Raw genomic sequence first — 22,778 nt, 5'->3', positions numbered from 1 at the left:
TGTGCAGTTTAAAGATAAAATTACACTGGCGTTTAGTGGTGCTTCAGGCGCGCCTTACGGTTTAAGATTGCTTGAAGTATTACTCGCGCAGCAATTTCAAGTGTATGTACTTATATCAAGTGCTGCGCGCGTGGTGCTTGATACAGAGTCAAACATTAAACTCTCAGCTAATGAAGATAAAGCAACCGAGCAGTTAAGTGCTTTATTTAATGCCAAGCCAGAGCAGTTAAAAGTATTTGGTAAAGATAACTGGTTTAGCCCTGTAGCTTCAGGCTCTGCGGCGCCTAAAAAAATGGTAGTATGCCCGTGCAGTGCAGGGTCTGTGTCTGCTATTGCGCTCGGAGCATCAGATAACCTACTCGAGCGTGCAGCCGATGTGGTTATTAAAGAGCGAGGGCAATTAATTTTAGTGCCACGCGAAACGCCCTTTAGCGAAATTCACCTTGAGAATATGTTAAAGCTTGCGCGTTTAGGGGTCACTATTATGCCCGCTGCGCCTGGTTTTTATCACAAGCCACAACGTATTGAAGACTTAGTTGATTTTATGGTGGCGCGAATTTTAGATCATTTAAACATTGAACATAACCTAACTAAACGTTGGGGTTATGGTGAGGGTAAATAATGAATAAGCAAAATGTTGCTTTAAATATAGAAGGCCTGACCAAGGTTTATAAAAACGGTGTAGAGGCCGTGAAAGGTGTTGATTTACAAGTTTTTGAAGGCGACTTTTTTGCCTTACTTGGCCCAAATGGTGCCGGTAAGTCGACCACTATTGGTGTTATATCGTCCTTGGTAAATAAAACGCAAGGTAAGGTGGAAGTGTTTGGTCACAACATCGATACCGACCTTGAAGCTGCTAAAGCGCATTTAGGGCTTGTCCCACAAGAGTTTAACTTTAGTCAGTTTGAAACGCTTGGCCAAATATTGGTAAATCAAGCAGGCTACTACGGTGTTACCCGCGCAGAAGCGCATAAGCGTGCCGATAAATATTTAACTCAGCTTGGCTTATTAGAAAAAAAAGACAAGCAAGCACGTACGCTTTCTGGGGGTATGAAACGCCGTTTAATGATTGCCCGCGCATTAATGCATGAGCCAAAGCTACTAATATTAGATGAACCCACTGCAGGGGTTGATATAGAGCTGCGCCGCTCAATGTGGGACTTTTTACGCCAAATTAATGAGCAAGGCGTAACGATAATTTTAACCACGCATTATCTTGAAGAAGCCGAGCTGTTATGTAAAAACATCGCCATTATTGATACTGGCCGTATTGTTGAAAACACCACTATAAAAGCGTTACTAGCTAAGCTTGATAAAGAAACCTTTGTGCTCGATTTAAAACAGCCAGCACAGCCAGTTACCCTTGAGGGGTACTCGTTTAGCATGCCTGATGAGCACACCATAGAAGTTGAAGTGGCTAAATCTCAAGGCTTAAATGCAGTTTTCAGTGCGCTAACCGAGCAAGGCAACACTGTTTTGAGTATGCGTAATAAAGCAAACAGATTAGAAGAGTTATTTGTAGGATTACTAGAGCAAGGGCGGGGCGAATAAATGTTTAAATATGGCGTAGCCTTAAAGAGTTTATGGATTAAAGAGTGTATTCGTTTTTTACGTATTTGGGTGCAAACCTTAGTACCGCCGGCGATTACGATGAGTTTATACTTTGTTATTTTTGGTAATTTAATTGGCTCACGTATTGGTGAAATGGGTGGTTTTAGCTACATGGAATTTATTGTTCCGGGGCTAATAATGATGTCGGTTATTACCAACTCATATTCTAATGTTGCTTCTAGTTTTTATTCAACCAAGTTTCAAAAAAGTATTGAAGAGCTATTGGTTGCGCCTGTGCCTAATTACATAATTGTACTTGGTTATATGGGCGGCGGTATGACCCGCGGCATGATGGTAGGCTTTATTGTTACCTGTGTATCACTGTTGTTTGTGGATATTCAAATACACAATATATTTGTAATTATGGCGACGGTAATTTTAACCTCAGCGGTGTTTGCACTAGGTGGTTTAATTAACGCTATTTACGCCAATAGTTTTGACGATATTAGTATTATCCCAACCTTTATTTTAACGCCACTAACATACTTAGGTGGCGTATTTTATTCAATTACGCTACTGCCAGAGTTTTGGCAAAATGTATCGCAAATAAACCCAATTATTTATATGGTTAATGCGTTTCGTTATGGCTTTTTAGGCGTGTCGGATGTTGATTTAAGTGTCGCGCTTGGCGTTATATTAGTATTTATTACGGTGCTATTTACTTTAGCGCTAACGTTAATTAAAAAAGGTGTGGGGCTTAGACATTAATGAGCGATGCAAATTCACGCAGTATTGTATCTAATCAGGCGGGTATACACGAAAAGCTTGATGAAATCGTTAACAAGCATTTAAACGCAGAGTTTAAAAAGCCTATTGCTGAACACACTCAACAAGCGTTCGATGAAGTCAATGAGCAGGTTCAAGCTTTTAATGGACCGCTTATTATAGACTCATGTTGTGGAGTAGGGGAGAGCTCGGCTAATTTAGCTAAGCGCCACCCAGATGCATTAATTATTGGTATTGATAAATCGTCACATCGCTTAGATAAGCACGATGTTGAATATAAACAAACAGACAGCGGCCAGTACATTTTGGTCCAAGCTGACTTAAATGACTTTTGGCGTTTAGCTGTGGCTGCTAATTGGCAGCCTACTCATCATTATTTGCTTTATCCTAACCCATGGCCTAAATCTAAGCATATCCAGCGTAGGTGGCACGGCGCGGCTATTTTTCCGTTTATTGTTAAGCTAGGTGGTCGCTTAGAGGTGCGCAGTAACTGGGATATTTATGTAAAAGAGTTTGCCAGAGCGCTTGAGCTATCGGGACACCCTTGTGAGGTGACGCTGTATGAATCAAACGAAGCAATTACTCCGTTTGAGCGTAAATACTGGGCCAGCGGCCAACAAAGCCATCGTTTAGTGATAGACCTTTAAACGGCCACTTCCTCTTGGCTTGATGAGTTAACATGTGGCGCTGGGTAAGCAAAGTAATTGCCTTGCATCAGCGCCACATCTACATTTTTAAGCGCATTTTCAATACTTACATTTTCTACCGACTCTGCCATGAGCGTTAAACCAAGCTGCTTTGCAGCATGAACTGTATGCTCAATAAATAAGGCTATATTTTCATCACTTACTGCTTGTTTTACTAATGCGCCGTCGAGTTTTATACCGTTTACTTCAAGCTTTAGCGCATTCGAAATATTTGAATAACCACTACCAAAACCAGTAATAATGACATTCACCCCTTTGGTTTTTACCATAGAAATAAACGTTTTAACTTCTAAAAAATTAGTAATAGCATGTGACTCTAAAAGGCCAAGCGTGATGTTTTCTGGGTGCGGGTAGCGCTTAAGCTCGCTAGCAATGTATTCACTCAAACTAGGGTCGAGTATATCTTTATCGCTGATATTTAAGCTCCAGCATATATCTGTTTTTCTAAACCGCTCTATACATTGGCTAAATAGCGTGCGCGTTAGTAGTCCGCCCATTCTTGAGCGGCTCACTACATTTAAAAATGAGTCGGGTTTTAAAATTTCGCCATTCTTAGTCACCATTCTGGCTAAGCATTCGTAATGTACAACTTCATTATTGGTGGTGTTAAACATAGCTTGAAAATAAGGCACTATGCGGTTGTTATCAAATGCTTCTTGAACCTCTTTGGCAAGGCTTACATTGTATTGATACTGGTTTTTTACATCGCTCATTACTTTTGAGTAGCTAACAACTTTACCGCGGCCATGTTTAGCCTGAAGCGTTGCAATGTGCGCGTTTTCAATCAGTAGTGATTTATTACCACTGGCGATACCTGCGCAGTAAGTTATATAAATAAATGGGTTTGTTAATACCGGGCTGTTTGCGTTATACGACTCAACTAAATCGCTCAGTTCGCTGCTTTTAAAGCTTTTAGGGGTAAGCACGGCAATTTTATTAGTAGCAAGGCGATACACCTTACAGCTTTGCGGGCTGCGACTTTGATAATGACTGAGCAAGCTTTTCATTACGTTGTCGCCAACTTGAGTGCCATAAAAGCTATTAATATCTTCAATTTCGTTCACCCAAATAATGGCAAGCTGCATGTGGTGTGAATTACTCTTTTTGATAAAGTACTCAAGCGCAATATGATTGGCAAAGCCCGTACTGGCATCTGTTGCTAGGGTACGCTTTAACAAATATATATAAATAGCTGCAACCAGTACCGCAATAAAAAAGAAAAAACACGCCGTTATTATGGCTTTAGTGACGCTGTATTGAAGCTTTTTATTTAAATCATCTAAGGTTATGTCGGCACCCGTAATGTAGGTAGTACCATATTTATCTACAAAGGGAATAAAAACAGTTTTAAAATCACCCCATTGGTCGCTAGATTGCTCAAAAACAGGCTCGGTAGAATAAAACGCGCCCCTGTTAATGTCGGTGGCCTCTGGGTATAAATCAAGAAATTGCGTAACACGTGCGTTTTCTTGATCGTCTTTAGTGTAGCTGGATGAGGTAAAGTAAACTTTGTTATCGCGCATGATCATCGAATAGACGTAAGCTATATCAAGCGCTTGTGCAAGCTCTGAGAGTTGTTTGCTTTTAGTTTGGTAAACCGAAAAACCAATATCGTAACCTTGGCTAATTCTATCGTGGTAACTTTGCCCTAAAATATGTTTTACGCTGGTGGCGGCATTTAGAAGGCGCTCATCGACAGCGTGCATAATTTCGCTACGCGCTGAGCTATAGGTGTAATAAACATAGACTAATAAACTGACCAAAAACAATGTAAAGCCAGCTATAAACCACTTCCCTTTTAATTTCCCTGTGAGCATACTTGTCCCTTATTGTTACACATATTAAGTATACGCATAAATGCAATTTGCCCAAAACTAAAATGTGACTTTTTAATAAAATCCTATTATTGAAATTTTTTTACAATATTTGTCATCCGTTTAGTCGCTTTTATGGCTTAAAGGGAGACATTTTACTTATATTGCAGTAAAGTTAGCGCAATTTTTAAAAGAAGCACGCTGCTTATAATAGCGCCATAGTTTGGCATTTTTAACTGTTAAACGCGTGTTTTAGCTACACACACACTAGGTATAAAGATGGATCAAAAGCGTTGTGCCGTCGCCTCTAAAGAAAGCCTTAAGCGTATATTTACTGTACCTGAAGCGCCAGACTCAACTTTAAGCAAAATTGAGCTTGAAATTTCGAGTAATTTAGCAGGGTTTTTAAACGAAAATATAGCGGCAATTGAAAAACCATTACACGAAATTGAAAAAGATTTTCAGGCTGCGGTGATTCCAGAAAACCCAACGTTTGTATCTGCTTACGCCCAAGATATTATGGAGCAGCTAGTTGCCCATTCGGTACACACGGCTGCGCCTAGCTTTATTGGGCATATGACATCGGCTCTTCCGCATTTTTTACTACCGCTTTCAAAATTGATGGTGGGGCTTAATCAAAACCTAGTAAAAATAGAAACCTCAAAAGCATTTACGCCCCTAGAGCGCCAAGTACTAGGTATGATGCATCATTTAGCTTACTCGCAAGATGAGTCGTTTTATTCTAAATGGATGCACAGTGCTAAAACATCACTCGGTGCTTTTTGTTCTGGTGGTACAGTTGCAAACATAACGGCACTGTGGATTGCACGTAACCGCTTATTAAAACCCGACGGCAGCTTTAAAGGCATTGCCGCTCAAGGGCTCGTTGCCGGTATGCTGCATTATGGCTACAAAGGGCTGGCCGTTTTAGTGTCGGAGCGAGGGCATTATTCTTTAGGTAAATCAATTGACTTACTAGGCATCGGCCGTGAAAATTTAATTGGTGTAAAAACCTGCGAAAATAATAAGGTTGATGTGAATGCCATGCGCGAAAAAGCCTTAGAGCTTGAATCGCAAGGCATAAAAGTTATGGCAATTGTAGGGGTTGCTGGTACAACCGAGACCGGTAATATCGACCCTCTTAATGATATGGCCGATTTAGCACAGCAAATAAACTGTCATTTTCACGTTGATGCAGCGTGGGGTGGGGCAACGCTTTTATCGCAAACACATCGCCCATTATTAAAAGGAATTGAGCGTGCAGATTCAATTACCATTGATGCACACAAACAAATGTATGTGCCAATGGGCGCAGGCTTGGTGTTATTTAAAGACCCAACTGCTACGGATGCAATAGAGCACCATGCAGAGTACATATTACGTAAAGGTTCAAAAGATTTAGGAAGCCATACACTCGAAGGCAGCCGCCCTGGTATGGCTATGTTAGTACATGCTTGCTTACGCGTTATTGGTCGCAAGGGTTACGAAATGCTTATTGATCGTAGTATTAAAAAAGCACATTACTTTGCTGATTTAATTAAAGCCGATGAAGACTTTGAGCTGATTTCAGAGCCTGAGCTGTGTTTGCTTACATACCGCTATGTGCCTAAACAAATTAAACAAGCCATAGCTCAAGCAGATGCCGCAACACGGTTAGAAATTTTCGCGTCGCTCAATCGCTTTACTGCCAGTATGCAAAAACGCCAACGTGAATCAGGGCGCTCGTTTGTATCGCGTACTCGCTTAACCCCTTCAAAGTACGATAATCAGCCGACGGTGGTATTTAGAGTGGTATTGGCTAATCCGCTCACATCGGGTGTTATATTAAAAGAGATTTTAGCTGAGCAAAAAGAGCTTGCTAAAACAGACCCTGTATTTAAAAAGTACTTAAGTAAGTATATGCGGTAACGCCTAGGTATAAACTAAAACAAAGGCGCCAATGGGCGCCTTTGTTATTTTTGCTGTGAGTTTTTACTACAGTCTTCTTTTTAAGCGTTAAAGCAGTTTGCCCTAATAATGTCAGTTATAATTTTTTGCGATGGGTTTATTTTCTCCATTGCTAAAAATTCATCAGGTTGGTGGGCTTGATTAATTGAGCCTGGCCCCATGACTATTGTTTCACAGCCAAGTTGCTGAATAAACGGAGCTTCTGTGCAGTAATTTACTGCAACTGCTTTTTCCCCTGCAATTTTTTCTGCCATTTTAACGAGTGCGCTATCAGTGCTGCCACTAAAAGCTGGAATGGGCTCGTGTAAATCAATTACGCTCACTGCGCTTGGGTATTGCGCGTTTATATCGCTGGTGGCATCAATAAGTAAGGCTTGTAAGTCTTTAATGCTTAACCCTGGGAGCGGGCGCATGTCTATATGCATTTCGCAGCAGCCACAAATTCGATTTGCGTTGTCGCCACCATGAATATTACCTAAATTTAAGGTAGGGTAAGGTATTTCAAAATGTTCAACTGAATATTTATTCTTTAACTGCTCTTTTAAGATCAGCAACTTTGTAATCACTTTATGCATGACTTCGATGGCGTTAAGACCACGTTCGGGATCGGAACTATGACCTGAGCGACCAATCACTCTTATAGCCGTGCTCATATGTCCTTTGTGAGTAAATACAGGAGTCATATCAGTAGGTTCACCAATAATACAACGCGCAGGTTTTAAATTAGGATGCTTACAAATTTGCTGCGCTCCGGCCATGGTGGTTTCTTCATCGGCCGTGGCGAGTATTAAAATAGGTTGTGTTTGCTGCTTTATATCAAGCTCACTAATAGCTTGTAATACAAAAGCAAAAAAGCCTTTCATATCAATACTACCTAAACCATATAAGTTATTATTATGTTCAGTGAGTTTAAACGGGTCGTGGTTCCAGCGGCTATCGTCAAACGGTACGGTGTCTGTATGGCCGGCAAGCATTAAGCCGCCATCGCCTTGCCCTCGCTTTGCAAGTAGGTTGTATCGGCCTTTCCCACCTTCTAACTCTATAATTTCGCAAGTAAAACCTAAACTTTCGCACCAATGTGCTAGCAACTCTATTACCCCTTTATTACTCATACAAAGTTCATCTTCTATTGCACTAATAGAGGGGGCAGCAATGAGTTGTTGGTACATAGAGATAAATGACGGCAAAGACATAAAAAAATCCAAAATAATTATTCAATTTAATTGCATAACAATATAAAAGTATTTATGATGAATATCAATTCACTTTTTAAGCATAAATATATTAAGTATAGCCATGAAGATAATGCGACGATAATCAACAATTCATTGAGAAAAGTATTAGCTAGCATCTAAGCTAGTGTAAGCGAACACCACACCTATTTAGTAGTAAATTTATAAACGAGTAAAAAATGAATGTAGCGATTATTGGCGCAAGCGGTTATAGCGGCGCAGAATTAGCAAGCTTAGTTGCTAAGCACCCTAATTTAACGTTATCGGGCTGTTATGTCTCTGAGGGAAGTTTAGATAAACATAAATTATTAAGTGATTTATACCCAGAGCATAGAAACCTTCTTGATATTCCTCTACTACCACTGAGCGAATCAGCGTTTGATGACATAAATTCGAGTGCCGATTACATCTGCTTATGTACTGATCACAAAGTAAGTGTTGATTTAGCCCCGCAGTTTTTAGCTATGGGTAAAAAAGTATTTGACCTATCAGGCGGTTACCGCCTTGCTAGCAACGACGACTATGTTACTTACTATGGTTTTGAGCACCAACATCCTGAGTTATTAAACGAAGCAGCCTACGGGTTAGCAGAGTGGAATAGCAGTGCAATTGCCAATGCAAATCTTGTGGCAGTAGCCGGCTGTTACCCAACCGCTGCGCTTAATGCGTTAAAGCCGTTGCAACAGGCAGGCTTGTTGAGTGATGAAAAAGTGATTATTAATGCTGTTTCAGGTGTTACTGGCGCAGGGCGTAAAGCCAGCGTAGGTACTCACTTTTGTGAAGTATCGCTTGCCCCGTATGGTTTGTTTAACCATCGTCATGGGCCTGAAATTGAACAACACCTTGGCCACAAGGTGTTATTTACACCGCACTTAGGTAACTTTCCGCGTGGAATTTTAGAAACTATTTATGTACAGCTTAAGCCAGGCGTTACCAAGGAAAACGTATCTGATGCTTATCAAGTACTTAATAACGAGCCGTTGATTCGTTTGTTAGCTGATAAAGTGCCATCTATTAAAAGCGTGGTAAAACAACCCTATGTTGATATTGGTTGGCAGCAGCAAGGCTCTCAACTGATTGTTATGGCAGCGATAGATAATCTATTAAAAGGCGCTGCGGGCCAAGCCTTGCAATGTATTAACTTATCAATGAATTTAGATCACACCACTGGCTTAAAAGGAGCCTTTTAATGAGCACTAAAACGTGGGTAATTAAATTAGGTGGTGCTGTACTTAATACTGAAAACGCGGCAAAAGCTTTGTTTGATGTATTAAGCGCTGATCAAAATAATCAGTTTGTTATTGTTCATGGTGGTGGCTCGTTAGTTGACACTTGGCTAAAACAAGCAGGCTTTGCTAGTGCAAAGCACCAAGGACTGCGTATTAGCCCAAGTGAGCAAATGCCTTACATAGTGGGGGCGCTGGCTGGCTGTGCAAATAAGCAGCTGGTAAGCCAAGCTATTAATGCAGGCCATAAACCTGTTGGCCTTTGTTTGTATGAAGCCGGAGTTATGGCGTCTCAAAAGCTAAAAGCGCTTGGGCAAGTAGGTAAGTGCGAAAGTAATGATGATTCAATTGTTAACGATTTACTTAAGCTTGGCCGGTTACCTATCGTGAGCTCTATTGGGTTTGATGAGCAAGGTAACTGGTATAACGTTAATGCTGATGAAGCTGCCGCAGCGATTGCTAGCAACTTAAATGCAGAACTTATTTTTATGACAGATGTAGAAGCGGTACTTGATGCAAACAAGCAGCCGTTACATCAACTTGACACAAAACACATTGATACTTTAATTGATGAAGGGGTAATTTTGGGCGGAATGGAGGTCAAAGTTAAGACCAGCCTGCACGCTGCCCAACATTTACGACGCGGTGTGTATATTTCCAGCTGGCAAAAGCCAGACAATTTAACTGCTTTGCTACAGGGCGAGCATGTCGGAACAAAAATTACACCATAGGGTTATCATGTTAGAGAATTTTTTAACGGGTCTAGAATTAGACCAACAAGGCGCACTAAATTTACTAAAACTAGCGCGTGATTTAAAAGCAAAGCCAGAAAAGTACAGCCAAGTATTAGCGGGTAAGTCAATTGTTACCTTATTTGAAAAGCAAAGTTTACGTACGCGTTTATCGTTTGATATTGGAATTAACCGTTTAGGCGGCCACGCTGTGTATTTAGATCAGCAAAACGGCGCTATGGGTGCACGTGAATCTGTAAAAGACTTTGCACTTAATATTTCTACGTGGGCTGATGGTATTGTCGCGCGCGTAAACCAGCACAGCACGTTAACCACCTTAGGTGAATACTCTAGTGTACCTGTAGTGAATAGCTTGTGTGATTTATATCACCCGTGCCAGGCATTGGCTGACTTTTTAACGCTACAAGAAGTACACGGCGATGTAAGCGAGCTAAAAGTGGCTTACTTAGGTGAAGGTAACAACGTTACTCATTCACTTATGCTATTAGCGGCAACGCTAGGTACTGATTTTGTTGCTGTTACACCAAAAGGCAGCTCGCCTGATTCACAAATTCTTAAAAAGGCAGAGCAAATTGCTGCAATGAACGGCGCATCAGTAATGGTAAGCGACCGTGTAGAAGCCGCTGTAGGCGCTAATGTTGTATATGCAGATACGTGGGTGTCTATGGGCGATGATACGCCTCTTGAGCAAGTTAAAGAAAAATACATGCCTTATCAGCTAAACCAAGCATTGCTAGAACAAACAGGTGCGACTACGGTATTACATTGCCAACCGGCACACCGTGAGTTTGAAATTACCTCTGAGGTAATGGATGGCCCAGCATCAAAAATTATTCAACAAGCAGAAAATCGCATGCATGCGCAAAATGCTCTGCTAGTTACATTACTAAATCCAAATTTTGTTAAGGAACACCTATGAGTTCAATTAAAAAAGTCGTTTTAGCCTATTCAGGTGGTCTTGATACTTCAGCTATCGTGCCATGGTTAAAAGAAAACTACGGTTGTGAAGTAATTGCCTTTGTTGCCGATGTAGGCCAAGGCGCTGAAGAACTTGAAGGCGTTGAAGAAAAAGCCATCGCATCAGGCGCATCTGAGTGTTACGTAGTTGACTTAAAAGATGAAATGGTAAGTGAGTACATTTACCCAACGCTTAAAACGGGTTCTATTTACGAAGGTACTTATTTATTAGGTACGTCTATGGCGCGTCCTATTATTGCTAAAGCGCAAGTTGAAATTGCACGTAAAGTAGGTGCCGATGCACTTTCGCATGGTTGTACTGGTAAAGGTAATGACCAAGTACGTTTTGAATCATGTTTTGCAGCGCTTGCACCTGATTTAAAAGTAATTGCACCATGGCGTGAGTGGGATTTATCAAGCCGTGAATCATTATTAGATTACTTGGCTGAGCGTGATATTCCGTGTTCTGCTTCAGCAACAAAAATTTACAGCCGTGATGCTAATGCATGGCATATTTCGCACGAAGGTGGCGAGCTTGAAGATCCATGGTGTGAGCCTAGTGACCAAGTTTGGACCTGGACTAATTCACCAGAACAAGCACCCGATAAAGCTGAGCATGTAACGCTTACGGTTATTGAGGGTGAAGTGGTTGCCGTAAATGGCGAGCAGCTTAAACCTTACGACTGTTTAGTTAAATTAAACGACATTGCTGCGCCACATGGTGTTGGCCGTGTAGATATTGTAGAAAACCGTTTAGTAGGCATGAAATCGCGCGGCTGTTACGAAACACCAGGCGGTACCGTTATTATGGCGGCACTGCAAGCCATTGACGAGCTAGTGCTTGATAAATCAAGCCGTAAGTGGAAAGAAGTACTGGGCGGTGAATTTTCGCATTTAGTCTATGACGGTCGTTGGTTTACACCTCTTAAAGATTCTATTTTAGCCGGTGCAGAAGCGCTTTCTACACTAGCTACAGGTGAAGTTGTACTTAAGCTTTACAAAGGCCAAGTGACAGCCGTTCAGAAAAAATCACCTAATAGCTTATACAGCGAAGACTTTGCTACATTTGGTGAAGACGACGTATATGACCAATCGCACGCTGAAGGCTTTATTCGTTTATTCTCGCTTTCGAGCAGAATTTCAGCAATGGCTAAAAAGTAAATTATTTATAGCCCCTTGTATAAGGGGCATTACAGGGTTTGGAGAGATTTCATGGCATTATGGGGCGGACGTTTTTCTACGGGTCCAGATGAGGCGTTTAAACAGTTTAACGACTCACTTCCGTTCGATTATCAGTTAGCAGAGCAAGATATTATTGGCTCTGTGGCATGGGCAGGTGCGCTTGAGCAAGTAAATGTACTTACAAGCGATGAGCACACCAAATTGGTTGCAGCACTAAATGAACTGCTTGAAGAAGTAAAAGCAGATCCACAAGCAGTGGCAACCTCAGGTGCAGAAGACATACACTCGCACGTAGAAGCTGCACTAATCGAAAAAGTAGGTGATTTAGCTAAAAAGCTACACACAGGCCGAAGCCGTAATGACCAAGTAGCCACTGACTTTAGATTATGGTGCCGTGATACTGCCGATCATTTGCTTGGTGCAATTGCTGCACTAAAAGCTGAGTTTGTGGCGTTAGCGGAGCGCGAGCTGGGCACTATATTGCCAGGCTACACTCATTTACAACGTGCTCAACCTGTACTGTTTAGCCATTGGTGTATGGCTTATGTAGAAATGCTAGAGCGTGATGAAAGCCGCTTGCAAGATGCCAAAGCGCGTTTTAATTTTTGCCCTCTAGGTAGTGGCGCACTAGCAGGTACTGCCTACCCAATTGATCGCCAAGCTTTGGCGCAAGGCCTGGGCTTTACTGGCGCAACTAAAAACAGCCTTGATGGCGTATCTGACCGTGATTTTGTAGTAGAGCTTTTAAGCTGTGCCTCTATTTCGATGATTCACTTATCACGTATGGCTGAAGATTTAATATTTTATAATTCTGGTGAAGCCGGATTTATAGAGCTTGCTGATAATGTTACCTCTGGCTCATCGTTAATGCCGCAGAAAAAGAACCCTGATGCACTAGAGCTTATTCGTGGTAAAACGGGCCGTGTATTTGGTGCGTTTAGTGCCATGATGATGACCTTAAAAGCACTCCCTCTTGCGTACAATAAAGATATGCAAGAAGACAAAGAAGGTCTTTTTGACGCTATGCCAACTTGGCTTGCCTGTATTCACATGGCGCAAGCGTGTATCAAAGGCGCAAAAGTAAACGGCGATAAAACGCTTGCAGCAGCAAAAGGTGGCCATGCTAATGCAACAGAGCTTGCAGACTACTTAGTAGCTAAAGGTGTGCCATTTAGAGAAGGCCACCACATTGTGGGTGTACTTGTGCAGCTTGCTATAAGCGAAGGTAAAACCCTTGAAGAGCTTTCGCTTGAGCAGTACAAATCGGTTAATGACGTATTTGAAGATGACGTTTACCCAGTACTTGAAATAGATGCCTGTATTAAAGCACGTCAAGCGCTTGGCGGTACATCTATTGAACAAGTTACTAAAGCGGTTAAAGAAGCCAAAAAAAAACAGCAAATAACGGTTCGTGATGCAAATTTAGATGATGTTGAAGATATTGCTAGGCTGATACAGCACTGGGCCACTGTAGGTGAAAACTTGCCGCGTGCTAAAAGCGACATGGTGCATTCAATTAACGAATTTGCAGTAACAGAAATAGACGGCAAAGTGTCGGGATGTGCATCGTTATACATTTACGACACGGGGCTTGCTGAAATACGCTCTTTAGGCATTGATCCACAAAGCGCGGTAACTGGACAGGGTAGGCAGCTTGTAGAGCACTTATTAGCAAAAGCCAAAAAATTGGCGCTTAATCGCGTTATTGTACTAACTCGTGTGCCAGATTTTTTTGAACAGCAACGTTTTACTTTTTGTAGTAAAGAATCGTTACCAGAGAAGGTAATGAAAGATTGCGAACTTTGCCTTCGTAAAGAAAATTGTGACGAAGTAGCAATGGAATATATTTTAAAGCCAAGTACACGTGCGGAGATCCCGTGTAAATACGTGGCTTAAATTCCCTGGATATAAAAAACGTACGGTTACCCCTGTGCGTTTTTTTATGTGTATAATAAACTGGTCAGATGAGCTCGGTGTTAGCTAGGGTTTTAGATTTAGTTTTAATAAATAGTTGTAGGTAGCATGTATTTTTAATATGTCAAAAAATGTTGGCACATTGGTTGCTTTGTATAAGTCAGATAGCAAAATAGCTATCACTGCTTAAAACAGGTAATGCAATTACCTACATGATGGTGTGATTAAAGGTTGCGCCAAATAATATTAAAACTTATACAAGGATCAATCACATGCAAGTTTCAGCTAATAGCCAATTACAAATGCAAGCATACAATAAAACACAACAATTACAGCCTGCAACGGAACAAACTGCTAGCCCTAAAACCCTACAATCTGATACAGTAAGTTTCTCTCAAGAGGCGATGAGTGCTGCGAGTGCGGAACTCCAGCGTGGTGGAGTTGTTTACCTCCCACCTGTAAAACCTAAGTAATACAAATGGTGTTCAATGTTTTTGACTGACTTTTTTGGTATGTTTTCGCTTTCAGCCTTCTCAACTTGGGGGTTTTTGATGGCGTTTCTTTTTAATGTATTTATTTTTTCATTACAATTAAAAAGAGATACTACTCTATTTATCAGTTCATTTGTAATGATGGCTTCTTATTCCATCTCGTATTATTATTTCACTTGGTTTTCTTTTCAAAGCTCAGTTTACGTAGATTGGGCTTTATATGATTATGCTACAGTAGCAACTTTGGGGTTAGTTTACTTCTTCATAAAAAAGACGACTACATCTTTTTTATATCTCATATCTGGTTTGATAATTAATTCAGTTTTCAGTTTATTAATGCACTTGGATATATATATATTAGGGAATAGGGAATCATGGGTTTTCTGGAATATTTATACTTTTACAGTCAATATTATTGATTTAACTATGATTGTTGCATTAATAGTAGATAGAGACTTTCTCGGACTTCATAAATTGAAGGCTCTAATCAGCAACTTTCTTATAAGTAAGCACAAAGTATTAAAGAGTAAGTTGCTTTAATACTGTATATCCTACCTTTGAGTATCTTTGCTTTAATCTCTAACTTCGATTTCGCTTATATATTAAGCGCTATTGTGCAGTGGGGGTTTCTCATGGCCTTTTTATACTCATTCGTATCCTCTATTAATAATCCCTTTAAAGGCTTTGTTGTACTTTCGAGTATTATGGCGATAGGTTACTTGCCTTGGATATTCACAAACTTTCAAACGGTTACTTATTTAGATTTTGCCCTTTTAGATATCGCTATTTTAGTTGCTGTGTATGTAACTCAGCGTTATTTTATTAAAGAGAAAACGACAGCTTATGTCTACTTAATCATCGGCCTTAGTGTTAACACCTTTTTAGCCCTATGCATGTATCTAGATACCAATATTCTATATAATTATACCTACTGGTGGTTTTGGCGTTTCTATTCATCGGCTGTTATGTTTTCTGATTTGTGTATGATTGCCGTACTAATTATCAATAGAGACTTTTTAGGTCTTGTTAGGTTTAAAAGTTGGTTTTTTAATAGAACTTTGTAATTAATAATAATTGTTAAAAAGTTTAGTGTTAAGTCAGGTTGTTTAGTAAATGGTTGTTTTAATAAATTTCGAGATCTTTATTCTCCGAGCTTGCTTTTAAGATGGGGTTTATTTCTTTTATCTCAGATATAAGCTTTGCACATACTTTAAGTATTATTATGCAATGGGGATTTCTCATGGCATTTCTATACTCTTTAGTTTCATCTATTAACTCACGCTTTAAAGCATTAGTTATCCTTTCGCTTATAATGGCTGTTTCATATTTCCCAGGAATGTTCTTTAATTTTCAAACAGTTACTTATTTTGATATTGCTTTATTAGATGCTATAACCCTAGTTGTATTGGCACTTGTGCAAAACTTATATATTAAAGAAAAAACAATTGCCTTTAACTACCTTATGTTTGGGCTGAGTATCAATATGTGTTTAGCTCTGGGTATGTACTTAGACCGTCATATTTTACAGAATTACACCCACTGGTGGTTTTATGATTTTTATGTAACGGTAGTATTGGTATTAGATTTAAGCATGATTTTAGTGTTGTTTATCAATAGAGATTTTTTAAAGCTTATTTATTTAAAAAACCTTATTTACTCGTTCTTTGCTAAGAAACCGCAATAGTGAATAATGTTCTAATCCCTCCTGAAGTGTCAGTTTATATCGGTGTGTTGGTGCAGTGGGGGTTTTTAATGGCCTTTTTATATTCACTAACAACTAGCATTAACAATCCATCTAAAGAGGCAGTATGGCTATCTTTAGTTATGGTAGTTTCTTACTGCTTAAGTACAGTGATAGATATTTACAACATTAGCTACATAGAGTTATTTTGCTATGACGTAGCCACTTTGTTTTTTATTTTTTTTCTGCGGTATTACTTACCTGAAAAGCTCATGTCTACTTACTTATTATTTGGCTTGAGCATCAATTCGTTATTATTTTTAGCTATGCACATAGATGTGTTTGTACGTGGTAATTACGAACCGTGGTGGTTTTGGTCTTTTTATACGGTTGTTATTAATATTATGGATATCATCATGGTTAGTATTTTTTTCGTTAAAAAGGATTTCTTAATGTTAGTGTATGCTACTGATAAGTTAGTGAACGGTGTTATGAGATTGAAGCAAAGTGGCTGATATTCTTTGGGATTTAGTGTCAATTAGAGACTATGTGGGTATTTTCATTACTTGGCTGTTCGTTTTTGCATTTTTATATAATTTATCTGTAAGTATAAATACTTCTCAAAAAGCGAATGTGTACTTATCTTTGATTATGATGATCTCTTATAGCTCTAGCACTCTCTTCGATACAGTTACTGTATCGCACTTATATTATTTTTATTTTGACATTGTTACTTTAGGAGTCATTTTTTCCTATAAACGCATTAGTAATGAAGCTATGCCTGTATCTTTATATTATGTCATTGCAGGCTTAAGTATTAATGCGTGTTTGTTTTTAGCGATGCATTACGATATCGAAGTACGTGGCACATTGTATTATTGGTGGCTTTGGAATGTTTATGTGTTTGGCATGTATTTTACTGATTTGTTAATGCCGTTGGTTTTAGTTGTTAATAAAGATGTCTTAGGTTTAGTAAAGCTAAGTAATTATTTAACTACAAAGTTGAAGCGTTTCCGATATGCATAACCTGTTATGGGCGATGGCTGACCTTTATGATTACATAACCATTTTAATTACATGGTTGTTTGTTTTTGCATTTTTATATTGCTTATCTACAAGCATAAATAAGTCAGATAAAAGTTTAGCCCAAATATCATTTATTATGATGGCTTCATATACATCAAGTATGGTTATGGACCCGCAAACAGCCACACCTCACTTAAACCTGTTCTTATTTGATGCAGTTACCATAATCGCTTTGATGATATGGATGATTTTTCTATCGAAAGCGAAACCGATCGCTTTTTATTATTTACTCGTGGGGCTAAGTTTTAATGCTTTTGTATTTTACGGTATGCATTACGATAGTATCGTTGTTGGGAATATAGAGTATTGGTGGTTTTGGGGGCTTTATGGTATTGGGCAGCTTACAAGTGACTTAGTAATGGCATTGGTTTTATTTATAAATAAAGATATTTTAGGGTTAATAAAAGTCAAAAATTTTCTCGTTAAGAAAATGGGTGCTCATTAATGCTTCAACATGTATTTATGACATTGAGCACAGTAAATGACTACCTAAGTATTTTTATTACATGGGCTTTTGTAGTTCCATTTCTTTATAATTTTGCTTGTACAATAAACTGCCGCAATAAGCATATTATGTACATTTCTTTGGTGATGATGCTCTCTTATACGCTCAGCCTATTTATGTTCAAAGCATCATTTATCCTTACAGGCTCAATATATTTAGATTTAGTAATTGCAGATTTACTTACCATTTTCACGCTTGCTTGCCTCTCCTATAATTATAAACATGCTAACGCCACAGCCTATTATTATCTTCTTTGTGGTTTAACGTTTAATGCAACATTACACATGGCTATGCATTACGATTATGTGGTGTTGGTTAGTTATGACTATTGGTGGTTATGGGGGGTCTATGGGGTTGGCCAGTTTTCGAGTGACTTAATAATGGCAATAGTATTAATTATAAACAAAGATATTTTAGGCTTGGTAAAGCTTAAACGCGCTTTATTTAACCGCAATGAATTACAAGTTATGGCTAAAAAGTAGTTAGGTATATTAGCGCACCTAAAGTGCGCTAATTGTGTTTTTTTTAGCTTGCGTCGCAGCCTAACTTTTGTTTTAAAGCATCCACTACAAGTGGGCTTACAAATTCGCTCACATCGCCATTATGGCGGGCAACTTCTTTTACCAAGGTTGATGATATAAACGAGTTGCGCTCAGAAGGTGTTAAAAACACGCTTTCTAAATCTGGATTTAGGCGGCGGTTCATATTTGCGAGCTGAAATTCGTAATCAAAATCAGATACCGCTCTAATACCGCGAATAAGCACATCGGCTTTATGATCAAAAGCTAAATCGGCTAGTAAGCCTGAAAAGCCAATCACTTTTACATTACTTAAATGCCCTAAAATAGTGTTGGCTAAATCAACTCGCTCATCAAGACTAAAGCACGGCTTTTTAGAAGGGTTATGAGCAATAGCAACAATAACCGTGCTAAACATTTTAGCTGCGCGCTGAATTAGGTCGGTGTGGCCGTTGGTTAACGGGTCGAATGTACCAGGATAGATTGCCGTAACGTTCATAGATTTCACTAACTATTATTTTTTAAGTAGTCTATCAGTGTTTGTTCTACAAATCAGCCTAGGAGATCAGGTTGAGCTTTTATGTTTGATATTTAATCAGTAAAAGTGCTTTAAATGCGTTACCATTTTTTAAAGTGTAATTACGCTGCTTAGGCTTTGCGTTAGCTAACAGCACTACATTAATGAAAATGCCTACGTGCAGCATAATCAGACCCTCGTTTTTAAAATAGTAAATTATGATGGTATTTAAACCAGCCCGATTTGTTTATACTGCAAGGCTGATATTTAGTGTAATGTAGTTTATAAGTTAATTTGAGTCGTCGCATATGAATACTAAGGATAAAATAATACACACCAGTATTTCGTTATTTAATGAACATGGTGAGCGTGCAATATCAACCAATCATATTGCATCACATTTAGGGATGAGCCCGGGTAATCTTTACTATCATTTTAAAAATAAAGAAGACATTATCCGACATATTTTTGCGCTTTACAGCGAGCATTTACATACTCATTTTAAACCTATTGAAGCAAACGATGATGCGTTTGATCATTTAACTGCTTATTTAGATTCATTATTTGAGCTAATGTGGCGCTATCATTTTTTTTACGACAACTTAGGCGACATCCTCTCAAGGGATGAAAGTTTAAAGCAAGCCTACATTGGTTTTCAGTCAACTTTATTAGAGCAGGTTCGCCAAGTTATTTTAGGCCTTCGCGATAACGAAATGATTGCCATAGAAGAGCAAGATGCGCTTGAACTTGCCCATACTCTTAAACTAACCGTTAGTTTTTGGACTCCGTATATTAAAGCGCGTAGGCTCAGTGGTAATTTAGCTGAGCAAGATATTTATCATGGCATTTTAAAAGTATTAGCATTATTTAGGGCTTACAGCACCGAAAAAAGCATTCTTAAAATGAATCAGTTACGTGAAAAATACACCCAACTAGCAGAGCAAGCGCCAGCGCTTGCCTAACTGCTGTTAGTTGGTTAGTTCCTAGACGCAAAAATTTTTGCTATAATCGCGCGCCCAATGCCTGGGAGCGCGAATTCCCGCAGTCTAAGAGTGAACTATGCTTAAATTTATCGTCAAACTACATCCTGAAATTGCCATTAAAAGCCGTTCGGTACGTAAACGCTTTACTAAAGTGTTAGAAAATAACATTAAAATTGTATTGCGCCGTGTTGACGAAAAAGTACAAGTAAGAAACAACTGGGATAATATTTCTGTTGTAACTAAGCTTGATGATGCGCAAACACGCCTAGACTTTATCGATAGCTTGCAGCGCATTCCTGGTATTGTGCAATTTATTGAAGTGACCGAAACTGACTTCACAACGCTTGACGATATCTATAAAAAAACCATAGACCTAGTAGGGCATACCATCGTTGGTAAAACGTTTTGTGTACGCGCAAAGCGTATTGGTCAACACGACTTTACTTCTACGGATTTAGAGCGTTACGTGGGTGGTGGTTTAAACCAGCACGTTGAAGGCGCTCGCGTTAAGTTAAGCCGCCCAGAAGTAACTATTCGCTTAGAAGTAAAGGACGATAAAGCCTACATAGTTACGCAAACTCACCTAGGTATGGCAGGCTTTCCACTGCCAACACAAGAAGACGTGCTTTCGTTAATGTCAGGCGGCTTTGACTCAGGTGTAGCAAGTTATCAGATGATCCGTAAAGGCGCTCGCACGCACTTTTTATTCTTTAATTTAGGTGGCGCAGCACACGAAATTGGTGTTAAACAAGCCAGCTACTACTTATGGAAAAAATTTAGCTCTACTCATAAAGTTAAATTTATCACGGTTGATTTTGAACCTGTTGTAGCCGAAATTTTAGAGAACGTTGAAAACAGCCAAATGGGTGTTGTGCTAAAACGTATGATGATGCGTGCTGGCAGCCAAGTAGCCGAAAAATTAAATATTCAAGCCTTGGTAACTGGTGAGAGTATAGGTCAGGTTTCTAGCCAAACCTTAGCTAATTTAAGTGTGATTGACCGCGTAACAGAAACCCTGATTTTGCGCCCACTTATTCAGCACGACAAACAAGAAATTATTAATATTGCCCGTAAAATTGGCACCGCAGAAATGGCCGAAACCATGCCTGAGTATTGCGGCGTAATATCTAAAAAGCCAACAGTTAAAGCTAAACTTGACGTTATTAAAGCCGAAGAAGAAAAGTTCGACTTTGATGTGCTTAATACAGTTGTTGAAAACGCTCGCATTATGGATGTGCGTGATATAGACGTAGAAGCTAAGCAAGAACTTAAAGAAGCTGAGTCGGTAGTTGATTTACCAGCGGGTGCAGTGGTTGTTGATATTCGCTCACCAGAGGAAGAGGATGCAGCGCCGCTTGAGATTGACGGTATAGATGTAGTGCATTTACCGTTTTTCCGCTTAGCGACTAAATTTGGTGATCTGCCAAAAGATAAGGATTACTACCTGTATTGTGAAAGAGGGGTTATGAGCCAGTTACAGGCGCTTATTCTTCATGAAGCAGGCTTTACGGGTGTAAAAGTTTACCGCCCGTAAAGGTTAACCGTAATTTAGAGCGTGGTTTATACCACGCTTTTTTTTGCCTTAATTTTAGCAAGTAGGGCATCGTTTAGCGGGGTGCTGATATTTAATCGCTTTCCTTGTTGGCTAATATAGCCACAAATGGCGTCTATTTCGGTTTGTCGGTTATGCGCTACGTCTTGATGCATTGAAGAGTAGTTTTCAGCGGTTAGCATCATTACGTTGTAAGCGTTGTTAAGCGCATCGGCCAGCTTAATATCAAGCTTTAAAGCATGGGCTATTTGGCATGCCTCAGTTAACAAATTAAAGATAATGCTATTAAAATAAGGGGCACGTAACTGACCATTTTTAATATCATACAGTGCGCTTAATGGGTTAATGGCAATATTTACTAATAGTTTTTCAAAACGTAGCTGCTCAATATTAGTACTATAGCTTAGCTGCGGCACGTTTTGCAATTGCTCACACATTGCTTGGCGATAACTGTGCGCGCAAGGGTTGCAGGCACCTAATACGCTTTTACCTTCACCGGTGTGCTGTACTATAAAGTCGTTTGTTTTAAAGCCAGCCATGCTGGTGGTTAAAAAGTACAACGCTTGTTGCTTATCGAGTTGCTCATTGAGCGTTTCAACATTACCCATACCGTTGTGCGATACAATAAGTACACTACTTGGCGATAAAAAGGGCTTAATTTGCGTAAAGGCAGATTGAACCTGAAAAGCCTTTACAGCAAAAATAACAATATCAAACGCGGGCTGTTCATTAATTTGCTTAAGCGTAATAAACCGCGCATTAATTTTTTGCGAAGGCTGTTTTGCTTTGCAATAAAAGCGTGTATTTGCAGTGGCTTTGCGTGTTAACACATGAACAGTGTGAGCTTTAGATAAAAAGTGGCTTAGCAATAAACCAATAGCGCCGTCGCCAATAATAAGAATATTAGCCATAAGGGTTCTTTTTTCGAGGAGTAAAAATGCTTCTTAGTAAAAAGTACGTGGCCGCACCGGCAAAATCAGCAACAAAATCACCTAACGAGGCCTGCCTGTAGGGAAGCGCATCTTGCATTATTTCTATTGCTGCACCGTAGCCCGCAAGCAAGAGTACTTGCGTGTACAGCGGTAACTTAAAGGCTTTATCCATAATGATGGCAAGTATAAAAAAAATCCCAAAGTGGGCAACTTTATCAACATGTGGAAATAAGTTCGTAACGCCGCCTTTTATTTCTTTGGCAAATAAGAGGGTAAACACCACAATACTAATCAAAAAAACTGCTTGGTAAACACGCCTTGTCACGATAAATCCTAAAACCGCTTAAAAAAGAGGCTGCAGTATATCAAACTAAATTAGTATCGCACCTGAACAACTGGCAGAAAAATGTAAAGATTTATAATTTTAGCGTTATAATCGGCGCAT

At 39.5% G+C, this 22,778-nt stretch carries 24 protein-coding genes; 19 read left to right on the top strand and 5 right to left on the bottom strand.

The genetic code is table 11. From position 1 onward, the window contains the following. Window position 1 precedes the first annotated feature (1 nt). The 4 genes from CWB60_RS15950 to trmB are packed head-to-tail and all read left to right on the top strand — an operon-like array spanning window position 2 to window position 2,984. Window positions 2-622 carry a flavin prenyltransferase UbiX gene (locus CWB60_RS15950; protein ID WP_004588542.1) on the top strand — a complete coding sequence of 207 codons (621 nt, stop codon included), beginning with the start codon at window positions 2-4 and terminating at the stop codon, window positions 620-622. Continuing rightward, window positions 622-1,551 (top strand): ABC transporter ATP-binding protein, encoded by a 930-nt coding sequence (locus CWB60_RS15945; RefSeq protein WP_004588541.1) that lies wholly within the window; start codon window positions 622-624, stop codon window positions 1,549-1,551. Before CWB60_RS15950 ends, CWB60_RS15945 begins: the two co-directional genes overlap by 1 nt. Next, on the top strand, window positions 1,552-2,319 hold the full coding sequence (locus CWB60_RS15940) for an ABC transporter permease (RefSeq protein ID WP_004588540.1): 768 nt from the start codon (window positions 1,552-1,554) through the stop codon (window positions 2,317-2,319). It begins immediately after the preceding gene. Further along, complete coding sequence (trmB, locus tag CWB60_RS15935; protein ID WP_055252926.1) at window positions 2,319-2,984, top strand: tRNA (guanine(46)-N(7))-methyltransferase TrmB; 666 nt, start codon at window positions 2,319-2,321, stop codon at window positions 2,982-2,984. The genes CWB60_RS15940 and trmB overlap by 1 nt, the downstream gene beginning before the upstream one ends. On the opposite strand, the gene CWB60_RS15930 is transcribed toward trmB, so the two are convergent. Continuing rightward, the gene (locus CWB60_RS15930) at window positions 2,981-4,861 is read right to left on the bottom strand and encodes a bifunctional diguanylate cyclase/phosphodiesterase (protein WP_138578355.1); all 1,881 of its coding nucleotides are present in this window, start codon (window positions 4,859-4,861) and stop codon (window positions 2,981-2,983) included. The genes trmB and CWB60_RS15930 overlap by 4 nt on opposite strands. A gap of 276 nt (window positions 4,862-5,137) precedes the next feature. Between CWB60_RS15930 and panP the strand changes: the two genes are divergently transcribed. After that, window positions 5,138-6,766, top strand: a complete 1,629-nt coding sequence (gene panP / locus CWB60_RS15925) for a pyridoxal-dependent aspartate 1-decarboxylase PanP (protein ID WP_138578353.1) — start codon at window positions 5,138-5,140, stop codon at window positions 6,764-6,766. A gap of 80 nt (window positions 6,767-6,846) precedes the next feature. On the opposite strand, the gene argE is transcribed toward panP, so the two are convergent. Next, window positions 6,847-7,998 carry an acetylornithine deacetylase gene (argE, locus tag CWB60_RS15920; RefSeq protein ID WP_138578351.1) on the bottom strand — a complete coding sequence of 384 codons (1,152 nt, stop codon included), beginning with the start codon at window positions 7,996-7,998 and terminating at the stop codon, window positions 6,847-6,849. A gap of 218 nt (window positions 7,999-8,216) precedes the next feature. Here argE and argC point away from each other — a divergent pair, with 218 nt between their 5' ends. The 12 genes from argC to CWB60_RS15855 all read left to right on the top strand — a co-directional run bounded on the left by argC (window position 8,217) and on the right by CWB60_RS15855 (window position 18,313). Further along, window positions 8,217-9,227, top strand: a complete 1,011-nt coding sequence (argC, locus tag CWB60_RS15915) for an N-acetyl-gamma-glutamyl-phosphate reductase (RefSeq protein ID WP_138578349.1) — start codon at window positions 8,217-8,219, stop codon at window positions 9,225-9,227. Then, window positions 9,227-9,994 (top strand): acetylglutamate kinase, encoded by a 768-nt coding sequence (gene argB / locus CWB60_RS15910; protein ID WP_024034342.1) that lies wholly within the window; start codon window positions 9,227-9,229, stop codon window positions 9,992-9,994. The genes argC and argB overlap by 1 nt, the downstream gene beginning before the upstream one ends. A gap of 7 nt (window positions 9,995-10,001) precedes the next feature. Further along, window positions 10,002-10,934: an ornithine carbamoyltransferase gene (locus CWB60_RS15905; RefSeq protein ID WP_024034341.1), complete on the top strand. Its 933-nt coding sequence runs from the start codon at window positions 10,002-10,004 to the stop codon at window positions 10,932-10,934. After that, the gene (locus CWB60_RS15900) at window positions 10,931-12,133 is read left to right on the top strand and encodes an argininosuccinate synthase (protein WP_004588532.1); all 1,203 of its coding nucleotides are present in this window, start codon (window positions 10,931-10,933) and stop codon (window positions 12,131-12,133) included. Before CWB60_RS15905 ends, CWB60_RS15900 begins: the two co-directional genes overlap by 4 nt. A gap of 51 nt (window positions 12,134-12,184) precedes the next feature. Continuing rightward, window positions 12,185-14,050: an argininosuccinate lyase gene (argH, locus tag CWB60_RS15895; protein WP_138578347.1), complete on the top strand. Its 1,866-nt coding sequence runs from the start codon at window positions 12,185-12,187 to the stop codon at window positions 14,048-14,050. A gap of 290 nt (window positions 14,051-14,340) precedes the next feature. After that, window positions 14,341-14,541, top strand: a complete 201-nt coding sequence (locus CWB60_RS15890; RefSeq protein ID WP_004588530.1) for a hypothetical protein — start codon at window positions 14,341-14,343, stop codon at window positions 14,539-14,541. Window positions 14,542-15,191: 650 nt separating this feature from the next. Next, on the top strand, window positions 15,192-15,623 hold the full coding sequence (locus CWB60_RS15880) for a hypothetical protein (RefSeq protein WP_138578345.1): 432 nt from the start codon (window positions 15,192-15,194) through the stop codon (window positions 15,621-15,623). Between the two features lie 158 nt (window positions 15,624-15,781). Continuing rightward, window positions 15,782-16,243, top strand: coding sequence for a hypothetical protein (locus CWB60_RS15875; protein ID WP_249318419.1), 462 nt, complete (start codon window positions 15,782-15,784; stop codon window positions 16,241-16,243). Next, window positions 16,240-16,755, top strand: a complete 516-nt coding sequence (locus tag CWB60_RS15870; protein ID WP_502704741.1) for a hypothetical protein — start codon at window positions 16,240-16,242, stop codon at window positions 16,753-16,755. The genes CWB60_RS15875 and CWB60_RS15870 overlap by 4 nt, the downstream gene beginning before the upstream one ends. Next, entirely contained in the window at window positions 16,748-17,266 is a 519-nt protein-coding gene (locus CWB60_RS15865) for a hypothetical protein (protein WP_249318417.1), read from the top strand. Before CWB60_RS15870 ends, CWB60_RS15865 begins: the two co-directional genes overlap by 8 nt. Further along, window positions 17,259-17,771 (top strand): hypothetical protein, encoded by a 513-nt coding sequence (locus CWB60_RS15860; protein ID WP_138578343.1) that lies wholly within the window; start codon window positions 17,259-17,261, stop codon window positions 17,769-17,771. Before CWB60_RS15865 ends, CWB60_RS15860 begins: the two co-directional genes overlap by 8 nt. Beyond that, window positions 17,771-18,313: a hypothetical protein gene (locus CWB60_RS15855; RefSeq protein WP_138578341.1), complete on the top strand. Its 543-nt coding sequence runs from the start codon at window positions 17,771-17,773 to the stop codon at window positions 18,311-18,313. Before CWB60_RS15860 ends, CWB60_RS15855 begins: the two co-directional genes overlap by 1 nt. A gap of 43 nt (window positions 18,314-18,356) precedes the next feature. On the opposite strand, the gene coaD is transcribed toward CWB60_RS15855, so the two are convergent. Then, window positions 18,357-18,848: a pantetheine-phosphate adenylyltransferase gene (gene coaD / locus CWB60_RS15850; RefSeq protein WP_004588523.1), complete on the bottom strand. Its 492-nt coding sequence runs from the start codon at window positions 18,846-18,848 to the stop codon at window positions 18,357-18,359. Between the two features lie 326 nt (window positions 18,849-19,174). Between coaD and CWB60_RS15845 the strand changes: the two genes are divergently transcribed. Together CWB60_RS15845 and thiI are read left to right on the top strand one after the other, a co-directional pair. Next, a complete protein-coding gene (locus CWB60_RS15845; protein WP_004588522.1) occupies window positions 19,175-19,828 on the top strand; it encodes a TetR/AcrR family transcriptional regulator in 654 nt (217 codons plus the stop codon). A gap of 97 nt (window positions 19,829-19,925) precedes the next feature. Then, entirely contained in the window at window positions 19,926-21,383 is a 1,458-nt protein-coding gene (thiI, locus tag CWB60_RS15840; RefSeq protein ID WP_004588521.1) for a tRNA uracil 4-sulfurtransferase ThiI, read from the top strand. Window positions 21,384-21,409: 26 nt separating this feature from the next. Here thiI and CWB60_RS15835 read toward each other — a convergent pair whose 3' ends face one another. Together CWB60_RS15835 and CWB60_RS15830 are read right to left on the bottom strand one after the other, a co-directional pair. Continuing rightward, entirely contained in the window at window positions 21,410-22,312 is a 903-nt protein-coding gene (locus CWB60_RS15835) for a ketopantoate reductase family protein (protein ID WP_138578340.1), read from the bottom strand. Further along, window positions 22,305-22,658: a VanZ family protein gene (locus tag CWB60_RS15830; protein ID WP_138578338.1), complete on the bottom strand. Its 354-nt coding sequence runs from the start codon at window positions 22,656-22,658 to the stop codon at window positions 22,305-22,307. The genes CWB60_RS15835 and CWB60_RS15830 overlap by 8 nt, the downstream gene beginning before the upstream one ends. Window positions 22,659-22,778: the final 120 nt, after the last annotated feature.

The organism is Pseudoalteromonas sp. S327 (assembly GCF_005886415.1).
GTDB classification, from domain to species: domain Bacteria; phylum Pseudomonadota; class Gammaproteobacteria; order Enterobacterales; family Alteromonadaceae; genus Pseudoalteromonas; species Pseudoalteromonas atlantica.
Note: the sequence above shows the minus strand (reverse complement) of the source record. Positions and strands in the feature narration are given on the sequence as shown.